At 37.3% G+C, this 20,085-nt stretch carries 9 protein-coding genes; 6 read left to right on the top strand and 3 right to left on the bottom strand.

Translation table 11 applies throughout. The features are described 5' to 3' along the window. Window positions 1–54: 54 nt before the first annotated feature. From ACM55K_RS08295 to ACM55K_RS08285, 3 genes are all read right to left on the bottom strand, one after another. Window positions 55–1,857 carry a rhamnogalacturonan lyase gene (locus ACM55K_RS08295; RefSeq protein WP_416849772.1) on the bottom strand — a complete coding sequence of 601 codons (1,803 nt, stop codon included), beginning with the start codon at window positions 1,855–1,857 and terminating at the stop codon, window positions 55–57. A 98-nt stretch (window positions 1,858–1,955) separates the two neighbouring features. Further along, window positions 1,956–5,558, bottom strand: coding sequence for a DUF4450 domain-containing protein (locus ACM55K_RS08290; protein WP_416849771.1), 3,603 nt, complete (start codon window positions 5,556–5,558; stop codon window positions 1,956–1,958). Between the two features lie 28 nt (window positions 5,559–5,586). Then, window positions 5,587–7,062 (bottom strand): glycoside hydrolase family 28 protein, encoded by a 1,476-nt coding sequence (locus ACM55K_RS08285; protein ID WP_416849770.1) that lies wholly within the window; start codon window positions 7,060–7,062, stop codon window positions 5,587–5,589. 265 nt (window positions 7,063–7,327) lie between these two features. On the opposite strand from ACM55K_RS08285, the gene ACM55K_RS08280 reads away from it, so the two are divergent. The 6 genes from ACM55K_RS08280 (at window position 7,328) to ACM55K_RS08255 (ending at window position 20,061) form a co-directional block, all read left to right on the top strand. Then, window positions 7,328–8,641, top strand: coding sequence for a rhamnogalacturonan acetylesterase (locus tag ACM55K_RS08280; RefSeq protein WP_416849769.1), 1,314 nt, complete (start codon window positions 7,328–7,330; stop codon window positions 8,639–8,641). 22 nt (window positions 8,642–8,663) lie between these two features. Then, window positions 8,664–11,531, top strand: coding sequence for a glycoside hydrolase family 2 protein (locus ACM55K_RS08275; RefSeq protein ID WP_416849768.1), 2,868 nt, complete (start codon window positions 8,664–8,666; stop codon window positions 11,529–11,531). Window positions 11,532–11,549: 18 nt separating this feature from the next. Continuing rightward, entirely contained in the window at window positions 11,550–13,061 is a 1,512-nt protein-coding gene (locus tag ACM55K_RS08270; protein ID WP_416849767.1) for a rhamnogalacturonan acetylesterase, read from the top strand. A 104-nt stretch (window positions 13,062–13,165) separates the two neighbouring features. After that, window positions 13,166–14,506 (top strand): right-handed parallel beta-helix repeat-containing protein, encoded by a 1,341-nt coding sequence (locus tag ACM55K_RS08265; protein ID WP_416849766.1) that lies wholly within the window; start codon window positions 13,166–13,168, stop codon window positions 14,504–14,506. A gap of 507 nt (window positions 14,507–15,013) precedes the next feature. After that, on the top strand, window positions 15,014–17,122 hold the full coding sequence (locus ACM55K_RS08260) for a beta-galactosidase (protein WP_416849765.1): 2,109 nt from the start codon (window positions 15,014–15,016) through the stop codon (window positions 17,120–17,122). A 47-nt stretch (window positions 17,123–17,169) separates the two neighbouring features. Beyond that, entirely contained in the window at window positions 17,170–20,061 is a 2,892-nt protein-coding gene (locus ACM55K_RS08255; protein WP_416849764.1) for a glycosyl hydrolase 115 family protein, read from the top strand. Window positions 20,062–20,085 lie beyond the last annotated feature (24 nt).

Genomic DNA, 20,085 nt, shown 5'->3' with positions numbered 1-20,085 from the left:
GCTCCAAAAATAAATTATGGCTCCTGCTTAAATCCTTGAATCAACTAAAAAGGCTTATTTATTTTTTATAGCTTTAGGAAAAGGCACCAGTTCAATGTTTGGTTTTGGAGTAGGCTTCATTCCTTTACCCATATAAAAACTGGTATGTGGCGGTTGGTTATAACCAACATTTTGCCAAGCAATACTCATTCGGTATTGCGGGTCATGCATTAGCGTATACTGTCTGATGTCAGTTGGAATAGTAGTGGAATAAATGCGTAATTCCGTATTATCTGAACTTCTCAGAATAAGTTCTTCTCTCCAATCTCCAAAAATATCTGCGGACAGCGCAGGTGTTGATTTACTCCCATTATTGGATACCGCTCCGTCAGCAGTAAACAATCGACCTTTACCATATTTGTCTATATAATTAGAGTTGAGCAACTCTCTGGTAGCGTCACCATCCCAATAAATTAAAAAATTAGTCGAACTAGGAACTTTCCCAATTTTATTTCCTTTAATATCATATAGAGAAGAAGCGCCCGACCACCACATTTGAGCTCCAACTCTTGTTGAATCTATATTATCTGAGACACCTCTGCCAACATCTTCATTTAGAGCTTCGGTAAACAATACTTTTCCCGTCTCTGCTGAAAATAAAGCAACTCCCGGACCTTTTGTACCTTCTTCAATTTCGTGTACCCCAAAAACTTCCAAACCGGGTAACTCCGGATCAAGGTCGCTTACATGTAACGCATCACCATGCCTAAAACCAGTGGTGTATAACCCTTTTCCATTATCATCAACAACCATCGAACCAAAAATAATTTCATCTTTGCCGTCATTATCTACATCAGCTACGGAAAGGTTATGATATCCCATTCCAGAATATGGATTATCACCGTTTTTACTATCAAATACCCATCGGGAAGTTAATTTATTATCCTTAAAATCCCAAGCAGACAAAACGGTTCTTCCATAGTAGCCGCGGCACATTATTACACTTGGATGCACGCCATCTAAATAAGCTACGCAGGCTGTAAAACGGTCTACCCTATTTCCAGTAGCATCATTTTTACCGTTTCCGCCTTTTCCGCCCCAAGCACCAATATTACCTCTTTCAGGTATGTAGTCCGTCGTTGTTATTATTTTTCCGGTTCTTCCATTAAAAACAGAAAGGTACTCGGGTCCTTGTAAAATTTTCCCAAAGGTTCTGGATTCAGGATTTGTATCTCTCCAATCTTTAGAAGCATCCCCAATTATTTTATTGGTACTATCCATGGATCCATCTGCTGTTTTACACACAAATTCCGAAATACCATCGCCATCCAGGTCATAGACCATAAATTGCGTGTAATGTGCTCCTTCACGGATATTAATACCAAGATTTATTTCCCAGAGAAAAGTACCATTTAAAGTGTAAGCCTGAAAAACGGGCGGATCTGTAATTCCTGTAGAAGCGTTATCTCGGCCTCGTCCTGTTAAATGAACTATTAATTCATACTGACCATCACCATTGAGATCGCCAACAGAAACATCATTAGGCATGTAGCCTTTTTTTTCTTTTATCGGAATAGACAAATATTGTTTATCGGGGCTGTTCGAGGCAATGGTAAAACTTCCTAATGTTTCTTTTTCTGCACCATTTATGACCGTTTTTACAAACCAAGTATTCTCTTCTTGAGGATTAGCGGAGGTATCTATCAAATTAGCAGCACCAGTTATGAGACTGATATTGACACGTACAGCATTTTTAACACCACTTTTTCTATAAAGGTTAAAAGCCAGATGGTCTGGATCTGTCCCTAAAACTCGCCAACCAATATAAAACTGGCCTTTTTCTTTTACGGCAATCACGCCTCGATCCAGGTTTTCCATTTGCCTTTGGCTAAATACAGCAGGTGCTGCTAAAAGGAATAAAAAAAGTAGTAAACATCGTTTCTTAGTAGAATTCATCATTGTTTATTTTGTTGTTATTATCTGATAAGAGTAGCGCTCATTAGCCCTATCACCACATCGTTAGCGATTGTTTTTATAGTAAGCTTTTCCAGTGTTTTACTGCTGTCTAATGGAAGATCCAAAATAGTTGCAGCACCACCGTCGATACCATAATTACTGTATCCTTTTATTGGCTTAAAGTCATCAAAACTTCGGGTAATCATTCCTGATTTCAAGTACACTCTTGGCGGTTTTGGAGCATTTGTAGTAAATGCAAAACCATCCGAATAATAATCTTGTTCTATTGGCCACCAATTTTCAGGATTTTTAAGCTGTAGAATTTCCGAAGTTCCATCAGTATAATTGACAACTAATTCACCATTCACCATACGACTTTGCATCGTGTTTGTGGTTCCCGCCATCATCAAATACAGGTGCGAAGCTTTTCCCGAAATGGGAATAGAAATACTCTTTGGAAAGTTGTCCCACATTGATGTAAAAGCAATGTTTTTCGAATTAGCATCAGAAGGCGTTTGAAACAAAATGCCTTGCGGACTTGTGATTTGGTTGTTGTTTTTCGCACTTTGGCGCAAGCCGGAATCATCAATTTTTACGTCCAAATTAGGATAACACCAATTCCCTATTCCCTGTTTTGGAAGCTGCAGAGTGACAGTTTTCGATCTAGGCGACAAATATTCTTGCTTAAAAATATCGGTTACTTTGGAATTGAAATTTTGTGAAATTGAAATCGTTTCTAATTTTGTTTCTTTTGGCAAAGGAATGTCCCAATTGGCAAACGAAATAGGAAGTATTTTTCCTTCATTGGTTCTTAATTCCAAAGCATTTGTCCCCGAAACCAAATTTTCAAACGGAATGGAAATAGTAGTTTCTGAATCTTTCTGCAAGCTTACTTTTTGTGAAATTTCTTTCCCAAAAGGGTTGAAAACCAAATTGCCTTCGATGTTTTTTGCGCTGCTATTTTTTATGGAAAAAAGCAAGTTGTTGTTTTCTATTCGAGTGGCTATTGCTTCGATTTCTGGTTTAACAATCAGGTTGATTGGACTCCACCAAATCGTGTTTCCTTGTTGTAATTTTATGAAAAAGGTGGCATTCTCTTTGGTTTTCAAATTCGCTTTTAGTTCGGAATTCGTTTTAGAAATTTCACCTAAAGCAGATTGCGGGTCATAAACTTCAATGATTCTGGCTTTTGTAGTTTCAAAATGAATGCTTTCGCCAATGCAATAGGATTTTTCTATTTTAGGTTGTTCCAATTTTTCACCTTCCCAAGTAATAACTACGTTATAATTCTCCTTAAAAGGACTTTCAATAATCAATTGAGGGTTTCCAACAGCATCTGAACTGGTTTTCCAAGTCGTTTTTTCGCCGTTAATTATTACGGATTTAATATTGTCGAAAGGAATATTTACAACCAATTTTAAGTTCATTTTTGCTGTAAAATGAGTTTTGATTTGGTAGGAATCGGTGTTGTTATTTCTTTTAAACGAAAAGGAAACATCGGGAATTTCTAAAGCCGCATTATCCCATTGCGCAGGAAATCCGGGATGAATTGTCAAGGTGTTTTCAAGCGCATTGGGTTGAATGCCAAAAAGTCCCTCGACCAAGGTTCTTGCCGTCATTCCAATCGGGTCGGCAAAATCACGGTATAGTTCGCCACGCATTGCATCGTAAAACGAAAGCTGCTCAAATCCGCCCGGAGAAGCACCTAAATACATGCTGTCCACCAAGGCACTTTCCCACATTTTGAAAGCCTTTTCGGATTGTCCACCTTGCCAAAAAGCCAATGAAGTATGCAATTGTTCCGCAAGAGCCACATTGTTGAGCGACCAATCGTAGGGTTGCCAATTGGTGGTGCTTATGGCGTACAAATCTTTTTTGTCCAATCCTTCGGCAGCAATTGGAATATGAGGAATTTTAGAATCTACATAATGAAGCATTTGATAGTCCTGAAATGGATTCGACAATTCCGAATCGATGGTGTGGTAAATGCTCCAAATTCCGGGAGCCTCATGTAAAAGTTTATTCCCTAAAGCGTCTTTATATTCGGCAAAAATTCCTTTTCTCGGTATCCAAAGTTGAGCGTTGGCGGAAGTCGAAATCTTTTTTGCTTCGTTCAAAAAAGGAGCATTATCTTGGTTTAGAATTTTGGCAACAGCCGCCACTTCTTTGTTTGCATAATAATTATAAGCCGAAGAATGGGTTACGGCTCCGCCACTGTATTGCAGTGCATCACTCGCCCAAATGGCAGCATAAGCATCATAAAGTCCGTCGTTGTTGGCGTCGAAATTTCTTTTTTCCCAAGCCAAATGCCTTTGAATTACAGGCCACATTTCTTTTATAAAAGCGGTGTCGCCAGTCCATTTAAAATGACGTAACAATTGATCAATAAAAACCAAATTCATATCGTAATGATGGGCAACGGTGTTTTTATTTGGCTGTCTGCTGATATAGCCACTGCTAAACATCGACGTTCCCATTTCTTCTTTTTGTCTCGCTAAATTTCTGACCGTATCAAATACTACAGGGCCACTTAAAGGCTCTGTTACTTGTGAATTACCATAACTCGTAAAATGCGTTTTTGCCCTGTCGTGCCATCCCAAGGGATCTGCCACATAAGCTCCCCGCCAAGCATTTAAATACATGCGCCAAGCCACAGCTCCATGCAGAAAAGCCGGACTTTCCCAAATGGCATCTGCTGCCATTGACAATGCTCCTCCCAAAGTGTTGATGTAAGGATCAGGTGTAACCACTTTAACACGGTTAGCTAACAGGTGTGTTGCTGCAACGGATTTCTTAAAAACATCAGCTATTGCCTTTTGACTCTTGCTTTTCGTATTTATATTGGTTTCCAACATCCAATACAACCCCGTTTGCGGAATGACATCTATTTTTCCAGTTATAACAGCTAATGAATCTGGAGTTGAATTGTAAAGATCGATTGGCGTTTTTTGTTTAGTAGCAGCTGCCAAATGCGTTTTGGAATCAGGATGTATACCAATTAGAATTTTATTATTGCCTGTTTTTTCCTTGTTACTCTCTGAACCATATTCCAATAAGAATGTTTCCTTTTTTAGAGAATACTTATTGTTGATGCAATAATTGGGTTGTAAATAGAATACTGATTCTGGATCAGCACCAATATCGCCGTCTCTGCTAAACTTTTTTCCAGTGGCTCCGCCAAAAGCCCAAATCAAGGAAACGTCTTTTGGAATATTATTTCCGGTAACTTTTAGTGCGAAACCTTCTCCTTCTTTTAAAGCAACTAGCTCAATATGAAGTTCTCCATTTACTAAAAGGGGATCTTTAATTGTATAATACATGATTCCCAGCGTGTACCGAGTGTCTATCGTTTTAGCTTCCGTAATCCATTTGCTGTTTTCTCCTTTGGCAAAACCAAGTTTGAAGTTCCCGCCCATCCCGGGCATGTAAAGGGCAAATTCAGGTAAATCGCCCGCTTCAACCCTAAATCCGGAATTGGTACCATAAAGTGCTCGATTAAATTTTCGGGAGCCGTTTTTTAACACAAAACTATTGCCTTCCGGAGCATAGTGTATTTTACGGGAAACACCATGCCAAAGCTCTTTTTCCTGACCAATTGTTACTATTGATGATAGAAAAAGCATGAAAACTAGAATTTGACTATTTATTTTTTTAATCCCCATAGGTTTCCGAAAAGTTTACATTGGTTGCGTTTTCTATACTAACTTTCGAGCCATCATTTGTTTTGATTGACACATTTCTCAGAGTCCAATTGGAGCTATAAGAAATTTTTCCCGCAGTTTCCGCTTCGATATGAACATTGTCCAAAGTGATATTTTCAATAGTAGATGCCGCCATTCCCTCCACATTAATGGCCTTACCCACTTTTTTTACATGAATGTTTTTAAGTGTGATGTTTTCAAAATGTGGTATTCCTTTAGAAGCCGGTTCTACTTTGGTAAGCATTTTTTTCCAATGTTTCGGTAAGTTTTCTTCAGTATATCCATCAGGAAGTTTAGAATAGCTATAGCTTGGATTCCAATTCATGGATATTTGTATAAAGGTGTTGCAATTTTCCATTTTTATATTTTCCATAAGCACATCTTCTACAGTACCTCCCCTATTAGAAGCTGATTTGATGTTCAATCCATTTTTAGTTCCGTCTCCTGTTATATTTGAAGCATATACATGACGAATACTTCCTGAAGTTTCACTGCCTAATGTCAATAGTCCTGCACCTTTGCGAGCGATACAATCTCGAATAACTACATACTCAGTAGGTTTATTTACTCTCAGTCCATCCCAATCTCTTCCCGCTTTTAGACAAAAGTTATCGTCATTGCAATCAATGTCACAATTTTGTACCAAAATCCATTTCGAAGAATCAATGTCTATTCCATCAGTACTTGGACCATGACCTCCAATGTTGTTTCTTATTGTAATACCATCAACGGTTATGTATTGAGAATATAGCACTTGTACTGTCCAAAAACCAGCTTGTTGGATGTTCAGACTCTTTAATGTAATATTTTTAGAATCAGAGATCAAAATAGTTCTAGGACGTTGCGCATCATAATCTACAATCCAACGTAATCCTTTAGGTTCATATTGCTTGCGCAGATCCCAGTAGTAATCCCAAAATACTTTTCCTTGACTGTTGATTATTCCTTCACCATCAATCATAACATTTTGTTGGTTCAGCACATTGATTAAGGCAGCTGGCCATTTCATTTCAATTCCTGCGATTCTGGTATCTATTTGTTTGTAATCCTTAATATCCTGACTTCCTCTAATTTCAACATCTTTGTCAACTTTAAAATGGATTCCCTCTTTTATAAATAAAGACCCTGTTAAATAAATCCCTTTTTGAAAAGTAACAACACCCCCTCCATTTTTTGAACAGGCATCTATTGCTTTTTGAATCGCTATTGTGTTTAGTGTTTTTCCATCTGGAATTGCTCCAAATTCATTTACAGAATAACTATTTTTTTTAAAAACAGTTAATTTAGATCCCACTTTTTTAATCCAAGAAGGCAAACTAGTACTGCTTGTACCATTTTCTTTTTCTGTATTATTCGTGTTCTTTACTCCACAAGAATAGAGACTAATATTCGCTAACAATACCCAAAAAATAAAAATATATCTCATTATGTTTTAATTCGGTAATTATCAGGCAAGTTCTTTGTTTTTTATTGGTATACTATCCTGTACCTACCTGATTTTATAAATAGCTATAATGCCTGCATCAGCGTAATTCTACAATTATTTTTCTTCATCATAGTACAGGATACTATATTAAAAAGTAACCATTATTTTTGAAAATCTATTAAAATTAAATCTCAAAGCGTTGGCAAATATTAGAAGCTTATTATTAGTTATTTTTTTATGTTATGTACCTAGCGAACTTTTCTCTATGCATTCAACTTGTTTATTACAAGAGCATAAAAACCCCATCTCTAAAGAAAAGACTCCATCTTCTGTTGGAAATTCAGCTAAGACCCAATTATTTTGTTTCGGGAGTAAGAAAAAATCTCAGAAAGGAACGCTCATTGATTCCCAATTGATCTTTGATTCAAAAAGAGGTTATGGTTTTGATTTTAATACTGCTCAAAATATAAAAATCAATACGACTGCTTTTATTGCAGAAAAACCAACTTACTTTTCAGTAGCAGTTCCCGAAGGAAATTATAGAATTGAAGTAACTATGGGAAGCAAAGAAAAAGCATCAAATATTACCATAAAAGCAGAATCCAGAAGGCTGATGCTGAACCAATTTTCTATAAAAAAAGGAGGCCAAGTAACCAAGATTTTCAATGTAAATATTAGAAATGCCAAAATTGATGCTACCTCCAATATTAGTCTTAAAGACAGAGAAAAAGACACATTCAATTGGGACAACAAACTAACTCTTGAATTTTTAGGTACTGTATCTATCCAAAGTATTAAAATCATTCCTGACGAAAATCTCTACGTCGTATATTTAGCTGGCGATTCTACTGTTACAGACCAAGATGTAGAGCCTTGGGCATCATGGGGACAGTATATAACCAACTATTTTGATGATAAAGTAGTAGTTGCCAATTACGCAGTTTCAGGTTCTGCTTTGAGCTCTTTCAAAGGAAGCAATCGTTTAAAAAAAATAAGCGCATTGTTAAAGCCAGGCGATTATCTGTTTGTTGAATTTGCACATAATGACGAAAAACTAAAAGGCCCTGAAAACACTGCTTGGGAATCCTACTCAAAATATTTAACGGAATACGTTGAAACAGCCAGAAAAAAGGGAGCAATTGCAGTTTTGGTTACTCCAACACAACGCCGAGCTTTTAATACCGACGGAACTTTGAAACCAACCCACGGCGATTTCCCCGATGCGGTGCGAGCGGTAGCTAAAAAAATGAATGTGCCGCTTATCGACATTACCCAAATAACTACCCAATTGTACGAGAAATGGGGGGATGAAATGTCCAGAAAAGCTTTCGTGCAATACCCTGCAAATACTTTTCCGGGACAAGACAAAGCATTGGAGGACAACACCCATTTCAATAGTTTTGGGGCTAACGAAATTGCACTTTGCGTGATTAAAGGAATTCGTGAACTTAACCTTCCTTTGAAAAAATACATCCGCAAAGAAACTCCTGCTTACAACCCAACACAACCCAATTACATTTCGACTTGGACACTGCCCATGAGTGCCCGCTTTGAAATTGTTAAACCTGATGGTAATTAAATCCCTTTTGAAAAACCAAATTATGTCACTTAAAAAAAACGTTCTATTCATTGCTATTGTTGCGCTTACTACATTTTCTGCGCTAGATAGTTTTGCACAACAAACCGACAAAATATATCTTTCCGGAAAAGACTTTGAACATCCCGTGCAATGGGATTTTTATTGCACCGGCGGCAACAACAGTAAGACTTGGACCAAAATCAATGTTCCTTCGCAATGGGAATTGGAAGGTTTTGGAGAATACACTTATGGTCGATGGTACAAAGAATTGAACCAAAAAGAACCCAGCAAAGAAGAAGGTTTATACAAATATGAATTTGAAATTCCCGCCGATTATAAAGGCAAGGATGTCGTAATCGCTTTTGGTGGTGCGATGACCGATACGGAAGTAAAAGTAAACGGAAAGTTGGCTGGAGAAATTCATCAAGGCGGTTTTTATGAATTCAAGTATGATATAACTTCACTGTTGAACTTTGGTGCCAAAAATATTTTGGAAGTTCACGTATGGAAAGATTCGAGCAATAAATCAGTAAATGCTGCAGAACGAAGAGCGGATTGGTGGCTGTTTGGCGGAATTTATCGTCCGGTATGGCTAGAGGTTTCTCCTAAAACACAGATTCAACATATTGCGGTAAACCCAAAAATGGATGGTTCAATCACTATTGACATGAACCTTAAAAATATTGCCAAAAATGCCACTGTCGAAGGCACTTTAAAAGGTTTGGATGGAGAAAAATTCGAAACTTTTTCCTTTCCAATAAAAGCCAAAAGCACCAAAGAAACGATTGCTGCCCAATGGAAAAACGTAAAACCTTGGAATACCGAAACCCCAAATTTATACGACTTGGAATTGGTCTTGAAACAAAATGGAATTACCATTCATAAAGTGGAAAAAAGAATTGGTTTCAGAACGTTGGAGTTCAAAAAGAAAGACGGAATTTATGTAAACGGCACCAAAATTATAATGAAAGGAATCAATCGTCATTCCTTTTGGCCAGAAGGCGGACGAAGTACCAGCAAACGCATTAGTTTGTTAGATGCCACATTGCTGAAAGACATGAACATGAATGCGGTACGTGGTCATTATCCGCCAGATGAACATTTCTTGGAAGTTTGTGATTCTTTGGGTCTTTTTGCTTTGAATGAATTAGCGGGTTGGCAAAATTCTTATGATACAAAATTAGGAACAAAATTAGTTACCGAAATGGTAACTCGCGATGTCAATCATCCCTCGGTAATTATTTGGGACAATGGTAACGAAGGCGGTTGGAATACCGAAGTAGATAAAGTTTTTGCAGAAAATGATCCTCAAAAAAGAATTGTTATTCACCCATGGGCTGATTTCAATGGTTGGGATACACACCACTACCCTACTTATTTAACGGGAATGCACCGATTTAATAGTGGAGAAAACGTGTTTTTTCCAACGGAATTTATGCACGGTACCTACGACAACGGACACGGAGCAGCACTGGAAGATTTCTGGACCCGCTACAAACAAAGTCCTTTGTTTGCCGGAGGATTTATGTGGGCAATGCTCGACGAAGCCGTTTTTCGTTCGGATTGGAAAGGAGAAGCGAAATTTGATTCTAAAGGTTCTTTGGCGGCAGACGGAATTTTAGGACCGCATCGAGAAAGAGAAGGCAGTTATTATACCGTAAAAGAAGTTTGGGCACCGATTCAATTTGCACCAAAACAAGTTACAGCTGCTTTTGATGGATCGTTTTTGATTACGAACGATTATCTTTTCAGTAATTTGAATTCCTGTAAAATGGAATACAAAGTAATGAAATCTGATAAAGACGTGCTTTATACCAATGCAGTTGCAAAAGAAATAAGCTCGGGTAAAATTGAGATTCCGAGTATTGATCCCGGTGAAGCCCGTAAAATTAAATTTGCAGTTCCGGCTAATTTCTATGAAGGCGATGTTTTGTCTATAAAGGCTTATGATCAATACAATAAAGAAATCTACACCTGGACCTGGCCTATTCATAAAGCTAAATTTTATGCCGCTAAATTTTTAGTAGCTAAAGAAACTAAAACAAAAGCGGCAGCAACCCAAAGTGAAAATGAAGTTACTTTAAAAGGTAGTGGTGTTAGTGTTACTTTAGATAAAACTACCGGAGAAATCCTGAGCGTTAAAAACGGTACTTCAGTAATTCCATTGACTAATGGACCTCGTCCCATCGGAATGAAGGCTAAACTAAAAGACGTGCAGGTTTCGCAAGAAGGCGACAAAGCGGTTTGTAAAGTGTCCTATGTTGGTGGTTTGTCGTCTATAAAATGGATTATGGAAGCTGATGGAAGATTCAAAATGGAATTAGTGGCGTTGAAAAATTCAGAAAACAATGGTGGATTTGATGGTGCCGCTTTTGAAGATAAAATTAGTGCTTTCGGAATCACGTTCAGTTTCCCTGAAAAAGGGGTAACCGGTATCAAATGGTTCGGAAGAGGGCCTTACCATGTTTGGAAAAACAGAATCAAAGGAACCACTTACGGGTTTTGGGAGAAAGATTATAATACGACCATTACCGGAGAAAGTTTTGAAAATCTGATTTATCCGGAATTCAAAGGATATCACGCTAATTTATTGGGTGCAAACCTAAAAGCCGGAGCGTCATCATTTAAAGTTTTTAGCGAATCAGAAAATTTGTTTTTACGATTATTTACCCCTGATTTGCCTAAAAACGGTTTTCCGGGAAGTTATCCTCAGCCAGCATTCCCGGAAGGAGACATCTCTTTTATGTATGAAATTCCAGCAATGAGAGATTTCAAACCTTTAGAGCACCAAGGGCCAGAAAGTCAGCCAACCAATATTCGTATCAAAAGCGGAGATGACGGCATCCAAATGAATCTTTGGTTCGATTTTAGAGCATTAACTGAAAAATAAAATTTATACATTAAAAATATGAAATTGATTAAAATATTTTCGATTCTTTGTTTAGCATTATTGTTTTTAAATTTTACTTATAAAAAGCAAGACAAACCCACTATTTACACCGTAGGCGATTCAACCGTAAAAAATGGCGGTGGCAAAGGTGGCGGTGGACTTTGGGGCTGGGGAGATTACATAGGCCAATTTTTGGATACTTCAAAAGTTAAGCTTGAAAACCATGCTTTAGGAGGAACCAGCAGCCGAACTTTTCAGGACAAAGGCTTGTGGGAAGCAGTGTATAAAAAACTCAAAAAAGGTGATTATGTACTAATTCAATTTGGACATAATGATGACGGCCCTTTAAATGATGATTCCAGAGCTAGAGGAACGATCAAAGGCATTGGCGAAGAAACAGAGGAAATAGACAACATACTGACCAAGAAACACGAAATCGTGCACAGCTACGGTTGGTATATTCGAAAGATAGTTAAAGATGCTAAGTATAAAGGTGCTATTCCTATCATTTGTTCTTCGATTCCAAGAAACGATTGGAAGGAAGGAAAAGTGCCTCGTAACAATAAATCCTATGGATTATGGGCCAAACAAATTGCAGAACAAGAGAAAGTAACTTTTATCGAATTAAACGATATGATGTCCATTGAAATGGAAAAGTTGGGTGAAACAAAAGTAACCGGAAACTATTTCTATAAACGAGATCATACGCATACTTCGGCAAAAGGAGCGGTACTTTCAGCTTCGGTAATTATCAATGAATTGAAAAAAAGTGACAATTCTTTAAAAAATTATATTTTAGAAAATCCTAAAATTGTACTTCCTGTAAAGAAAAAAGTATATTTAATTGGCGATTCTACCATGGCTAATAATGGTAACAATCCTAATGCTGTGGGTTGGGGAGTTGCTTTTCCTACTTATTGCGATACCACCAGAATTGAAGTTATCAATAAAGCCCGTGGGGGTAGAAGCACCAGAACCTATACCAAGGAAGGATTATGGGATGCCGTAAAAAATCAATTAAAACCGGGAGATTTTGTAATGATCCAATTTGGTCATAACGATGCTGGAGCGATTGACAAAGAAAAATTCAGGGGTTCGCTTAAAGGAAACGGTAATGAAACCCAAGAAGTGGTTCGGGACAGTTTAACTGAAACCGTGCATACTTTTGGCTGGTATATGGAAACGTTTATTAAAGAAGCCAAAGCAAAAGGGGCGATTCCTATCGTTTTGAGTCAAACTCCAAGAAACGAATGGCCAAACGACAAAGTAGAACGCAGAGCGGATACTTATGGAGGATGGTCGAAAATAGCGGCAACAAATACAGGTGCTTTTTATATCGATTTAAACGAAATAGTAGCCTTGAAATACGAAGATTTAGGTAAAGAAAAAGTTAAGTCCTTTTTCCCAAAAGATCACACCCACACAGGTTTTGAAGGTGCAGATCTTAACGCACTTACCGTTGCGGAAAGCCTCAAAAAAATAAAAGAATGTGCCTTGAAAGAGTACATCGAAATTCCTGCAAAAAAATAGTGCGATTTCTGTTTTAACTCCATTATAATCTATCCGGCCAATTTGTTTTTAAAATTTGAATTGCCTCCAGCTAAAGCTGGAGACAATTCAAAAAATTTTACCTTATGAAACATAAAATTGTAATCCTCACATTGCTTCTAAGTGGTTTTTATTCTTTTGCCGCTGAATATTATGTTGCTCCAAATGGGAATGATTCCAATATTGGAAGTAAAGACAAACCCGTTGAAACTGTAAAAAGAGCCCAAGAATTGGCCAATGCTGGAGATACCGTTTACATCAGGGGCGGTATTTATACGATGAGAGAAGAACAAATAGCGACCTATCAACGTGCCTATGCTTATGTAACCCAACTGGACAAAAAAGGCATTAGCTATTTGGCGTTTCCAAACGAAACTCCCGTGTTTGATTACAAAAACATCAAACCCGCCAATTATCGTATTGTCGCTTTTTTGGTCAAAGGAGATAACATTCACATTAAAGGCATTGAAATTACAGGTGTTCAGGTAACCATAAAGGGACATACCCAATCCGAATGTTTCGAGGTTATAGGCAACCATAATACACTGGAACGATTGCAACTGCACGACGGTATGGCTATTGGAGTCTATATGCTGTCCGGTTCCAATAATCTCATATTAAATTGTGATGCCTACAATAACTGGGATTCTGTTTCAGAAGGAGCAAAAGGAGGAAACACGGATGGTTTTGGTGCACATCTTAAAAAAGGGAGTGTAAATAATATTTTCAGGGGTTGTCGGTCTTGGTTTAATAGTGATGATGGATTCGATTTAATCAATAATGCAGAAGCTGTTTTAATAGAAAATTGCTGGGCTTTTTACAATGGTTATTCTTCTGATTTTGTAAGTCGTGGTGATGGAAATGGATTTAAAACAGGTGGATATGCCAAAGGGCGAAATCCTTATGACAATGTTATCGCAAATTACACCCTAATCCCAAAAAACATAATACGTTTTTGTTTGGCAGTTGGAAATAAACAAGGTGGTTTTTATGCCAATCATCATTTAGAAGGAAACTATTGGCACAATAATACGGCCTATAAGAACAGGGTAAACTATGATATGCTGAACTGCTTGGCATTAAACCCCACTGATTTTGGTACTGATGGCCCAGGTTGGAATCACGAAATGGTCAACAACTTAGGGTTTGCAGCTAAAGTAAAGGAATTAGCCCACATTGATAAGTCACGTTGCATCTTGAAAAATAATTATTTTGACCTCAATATAAACGTTACTTCATCTGATTTTTTAAGTCTTGATGAAGCTTTTTTAACAGCTCCAAGACAAGCTGATGGAAGCCTGCCCAATACTAACTTTTTAAAATTAACTCCCACAAGTAAATTGATAAACGTAGGAACCAATATTGGATTCCCTTTTAAAGGAACAGCACCAGATTTAGGAAGTTTTGAATTTGATGGAGGACGTTAGGATGCAAGAGTTCATTAATCAATAAAGGGACATTTAATTCTCTAAATCCGGTTTCGACAGAAAGCAATGTTGTTTTTCATAAGGACAGATTTTACTTTTGAGAACATTGAGTTGCAAACATCAAAGGGGCCTATTGAAAACACCCATTTTATTAAAAATGTAGTTTTAAAAAATGCAAACATTAAAAAAGATTAATGTAACCCGTATGGGCAAAAATAAATAAAGCTTTTTTATGAAAAAAATCATCCTAACTACATTAACGCTAGTACTGTCAGCTGTAACATTCGCCCAAGATAAACAGAATGACAATTGTGATTTTATAGAAAACGGTTTTGTTGCTCCACAGTATAGTGTTAAAACAGGGGCTTATTATTACTGGATAAACGATCATATCTCTCAGAGAATACTAATTTGAATGCCAAAAGTTCCTTGCAGAAATCAGGACTTTTGGGGCCGGTATAACTTATTTCCATCAAAAAATAATTTAATAATTTATATTTCAATAAAATGAAACACGTATATATTGCTTTTACAAAAAGGTTTTCCAGAAGCATAAAGCTGCTTTTTTTAGTGGTTATGCTTAGTTTAACGAAACATTCTTTTGCCCAAATTAAATTCAATAACGTTCTATACGGCGTATCTTATTACCATGAATACATGCCTACTGATCGACTCGAAAAAGATGTACAAATGATGCAGGAAACAGGAGTTTCCGTAGTTCGTCTGGCCGAATCTTCGTGGAGTGGTTTTGAACCCCAAGAAGGCAAATTCGAATTTGCATGGATGGATCGAATCATCGACCGCTTACACAAAGCGGGAATAAAAGTAATTGTTGGTACTCCTACTTATTCTATTCCTGCGTGGATGGCCCTCAAATATCCTGAAATGCTTATTGAATATGCTGGAGGTCGAAAAGCCAGTTATGGTATTCGTCAAAATGTAGATTTAACAAATGCCTCTTACTTGTTTTATTCCGAGCGCATTATCCGAAAAATTGCTGAACGTTATGCAAAACATCCTGCCGTGATTGGTTTTCAGGTGGACAATGAAACCCTTACCCGTGGTGCCAATAATCACGATTTTCAGGTAGGTTTTGTCAATTATTTGAAAGATAAATTTGGAACCGTACAAACACTAAACAAAATATGGGGTTTGAATTACTGGGGAATGGCCATGAACGATTGGAGTGAATTCCCAGACCGGGACGGGGCTACCAATACAGGTTATAAACTAGAATGGGAACGATATAAAATGAAAGTGATTGCAGACTTTCTGACTTGGCAAACCAAAATTGTGGATGAATACAAGCGTCCCGATCAATTTGTTACGCATTGTTTTATGACGACTCCCGAAATTGACAAACCTCAAACGAGTCAATTTATGGATATTCTGGGATTAAACAAATATCCTCCAGTACAGGACAAATGCACAGGAGCCGAATATGCCATGGCTGGTGATTATATTCGCTCGGTAAAAAATTCCAATTATCTGGTTACCGAAACCACGGGACAAACCACAGGATGGGATTCTAAAGACCAACATCCTCCTTATGATGGACAATTACGCCTTAACATGTATTCCAATATTGGTTCTGGTGCTAATATGGTGGCCTATTGGCATTGGCATTCCATCCATTACGGGCAGGAAACCTATTGGAAAGGAATCCTGTCACACGATTTGGAACCTAACCGAGTGTATGATGAAATGAAAAAGACGGCACAAGAACTTAAAAAATTTGGTCCTAATCTAGTTAATTTAAAAATCAAGCCACAAGTAGCCATACTTTTTAGCTACGATTCTAATCATGCCTTAAACATTATGCCCTATAAAGAAGGTAGCAATGCCTATCGCACGCAAACCGACCAGCTGCACCGTGCTTTGTACAACAACAGCGTGGCAGTGGACTATGTTTTTGCGGAAAAACCGAATCTAAATTTAAAAGATTATAAACTGGTAATTGTTCCCCCTTTATACGTGGCTTCGGATGCTGTATTGACAGCTATTTCCAATTATGTAAAAGAGGGCGGCCAAGTAGTAATGATGTTCAAAAGTGGATTTACCGATCAAAACTCAATGGTTAGAACTGAAGTCGCACCAGGACCGCTTCGCAAAGCTTGCGGATTCTACTATCAAGAGTTTGCTAACATCGAAAATCTGAACCTAAAAGGAAATCCTTTCAGTGTTGCCGACAAGGAAAATACCGTTTCGGAATGGGCTGAATTGATTATCCCGGAAACTGCCCAACCATTGGCTTTTTATGACCATCCTTTCTACGGAAAATATCCTGCCATTACGAGCAATAAATTTGGAAAAGGAACTTTGGTTTACGAAGGTTGCCGCCCTTCCGATATTTTGCAGGAAAAAATAGTGATGTCGGCCATAGAACGTGCTGGTATTAGAACCAGTGACCAAAACATTCATTGGCCTTTAATTACCAAACAAGGAATAAATGATTTTGGTAAAAAAGTGCATTTCTATTATAATTATTCCTCGAAAACAGATTCAGTGCTTTATGATTACCCTGACGGAAAAGAGTTAACTTCCGACCGTAAAGTCAAGAAAGGCGAAAAATTAGACATTGAACCTTGGGGCGTTCAAGTTGTGGAAGAAAACTAATTTAGGCATAACATACAAACATTACATTTCATTTTTTTAAATCATATATGAAAAATTCTATTCTATCATTTTTGTTCATTTTGTTGTTCCTTCAAAAAAGTAAGGCTCAAAATGATGCTGCATTAAAATTTGAGGTGTTTACCAAAGACCAAAAAGCAACTATCTTATATGATAATGCCACAGCATTAGATTCAATCTTGGCCTACTCTTTATCGGATGATATTTTTAAAATTACGGGTTTTAAACCATCGGTTACAAAAAACAGTGCAACTGCATCGGGCAATGTAATTGTTATTGGACAGCTTCAATCAGCGTTAATCGGATCTTTTTTAAACAAAAAAAGCGATTTTAAAGGATTCGAAAAGCAATGGGAAAGTTATCTTCTCAAGATTATTGACAAACCAACGTCCAAGATTAAAAAAGCATTTATTATTACTGGGACGAATCCAAGAGGAACTGCTTACGGGGTTTATGCCATTTCGGAACGAATCGGGGTTTCGCCTTGGTATTGGTGGGCGGATGTACCTGTTGCAAAACAAAATGAATTGGTACTGACGCAAAAGGAGTTTCAGTCCAAAGCGCCATCCGTTAAATTCAGAGGAATCTTTTTAAATGACGAAGATTGGGGATTGCGTCCTTGGGCTTCAAAAACTTTTGAACCTGAAGTGGGGAATATTGGACCTAAAACCTATGCCAAAATATTTGAATTATTATTGCGATTGAAAGCCAATACGATTTGGCCGGCAATGCACGAAGGAACGACCGGTTTTTTTAAAATTCCGGGGAATGTTAAAATAGCTGAGGGGTATCAAATTGTTGTTGGGTCTTCTCATGCAGAACCGATGTTGCGTAACAATGTTGACGAATGGAAGGAAAAAGAAATGGGACATTTTAATTATGTAACAAATAAAAAAAAGGTACATGAATATTGGGAAGACCGGGTAAAAGAAAGCAAAAATGTCGATGCTATTTACACAATTGGAATGCGTGGGGTGCATGATAGCGGAATGGAAGGAGTGAAAAATAATAAAGAAGGAGCTGAGCTATTGACACATATTTTAGACGATCAGAGAAAATTAATTGAAAAATACATCAATCCTGATGCGACTAAAGTGCCACAAGCCTTTACTGTGTATAAAGAAGTTTTGGATTTATATGATGAAGGCCTGAAAGTTCCAGATGATATTACCTTAGTTTGGACAGATGATAACTACGGCTATATCCGAAGGTTGAGTAATGCCGAAGAACAAAAACGTTCCGGAGGCGGCGGGGTTTATTATCACGCTTCTTACTGGGGAAGACCTCACGATTATCTTTGGGTGGATTCAGTTCATCCTGCATTGATTCGGGAAGAAATGATTAAGGCTTACCAAGCTAACTGTAAAGAAATTTGGATTCTGAATGTAGGTGATATAAAGCCTATTGAATATACAACACAATTGTTTATGGACATGGCTTATGATGCCAGTTCTTTTGAAAAGCCTACCAAGGTCAAAACGCACATGGCTGATTTTTATTCGTCGATTTTTGGGAAAAGGTACGGGAAGTCAATTGCGGATATAAAATGGGAATATTTTGATTTGGCTTTTGAAAGAAAACCGGAATTTATGGGTTGGAGTCAGACCGAACCGACTACAAAAACCAAGCAAACAGCCTACAATCCGTTATTTTTCGGGGATGAAAATCAAACACGAATTAACAAGTATCAAAATTTAGAAAATCAGGTTACAATTTTAAAAGACAAGTTACCAAAAGACTTGCAAGATCCTTATTTTCAGTTGGTATATTATCCTGCAAAAGCAGCTTCGTTGATGAATAAAAAGTTTCTATATGCTGATAAAGCAAATATATATGGCAAACAAGGCCGTCTGAATGCGAAGGAATATGCTTTGAAATCGGAAAAGGCATTCAATGAAATAAAATCAATTACTCAGAAATACAATCAAATGGCTGATGGAAAGTGGAATCATATGATGGATATGAGTCCTAGAAAGTTGCCTGTTTTTGATAAGGCAAATATCGAAATTCCTGTTGCGCAAAGTGAAATTGAGCCTGTTGGACTAATGGTGGAAAACTCAGCTAAGACGGATGCCTCAGAGCTGACATTGCCTACTTATCATCCTAATGCATCAGTATCTCATTTTATTGATATTTTCCTAAAAAAAGAAGCGACGATTTCCTGGGAATTATCAAATGTTCCTAATTGGTTAATAGCCAATAAAACAAAAGGTATTTTAGGTAAAAATGCTATCGATAATGAAAGAATAGAATTAAATATTGATTGGAATAAATGGAACAAAAAGCAAGTTCAAAAAGCCCAGTTTACTATTAATTATGGGAATAAAACAAGAGTAGTAAACCTTACTGTCGATTTAAATAGTATTGCTGTGGCTAAAAAAACATTCATAGCAATGGAAGAAAGGGTCGTTATCTATGCTCAAAATTTCACGGCAATAAAAAATCAAGAACCGTATCAGTGGAAAAAAATTGACGGCTTAGGATATAGTAAAGCCGCGATGCAGTCCTATCCGTTGACGGCAAGCCCATTAAAAACAGACAATCTTACCAAAGAGGCTCCTTATCTGGAGTATCAAATTCATCTGAGTAATTCGGATGCTTTCGTAGCACCGGAATTAATTGTACATGCCATACCTACACTTCCTTTAACGAATGAACATGGTGTTCGTGTTGGGGTACAATGGAATAATGAGCCTATTCAAATAATTGATTTTGCCACTATTGGAAGAAGTGAAGAATGGAAACAAAACGTATTATCGAATAAAGCAACTAAAAAAGTAGCCATTAAATCAACTGTTAAAGGAAAGAATACGTTAAAAATCTACATGATTGATGAGGGAGTTGCATTGGATTATTTTTACATCAATTTGAATAAAAATAATCCTGTACCGTATTCGATTTTACCTGAAACGGTTAGATAAATGGATTTTAAAGGATAAAAAAAT

Origin of the sequence: Flavobacterium arabinosi (assembly GCF_048158725.1) — a bacterium.
GTDB classification, from domain to species: domain Bacteria; phylum Bacteroidota; class Bacteroidia; order Flavobacteriales; family Flavobacteriaceae; genus Flavobacterium; species Flavobacterium arabinosi.
This window is presented reverse-complemented; position numbering and strand designations above follow the sequence as displayed.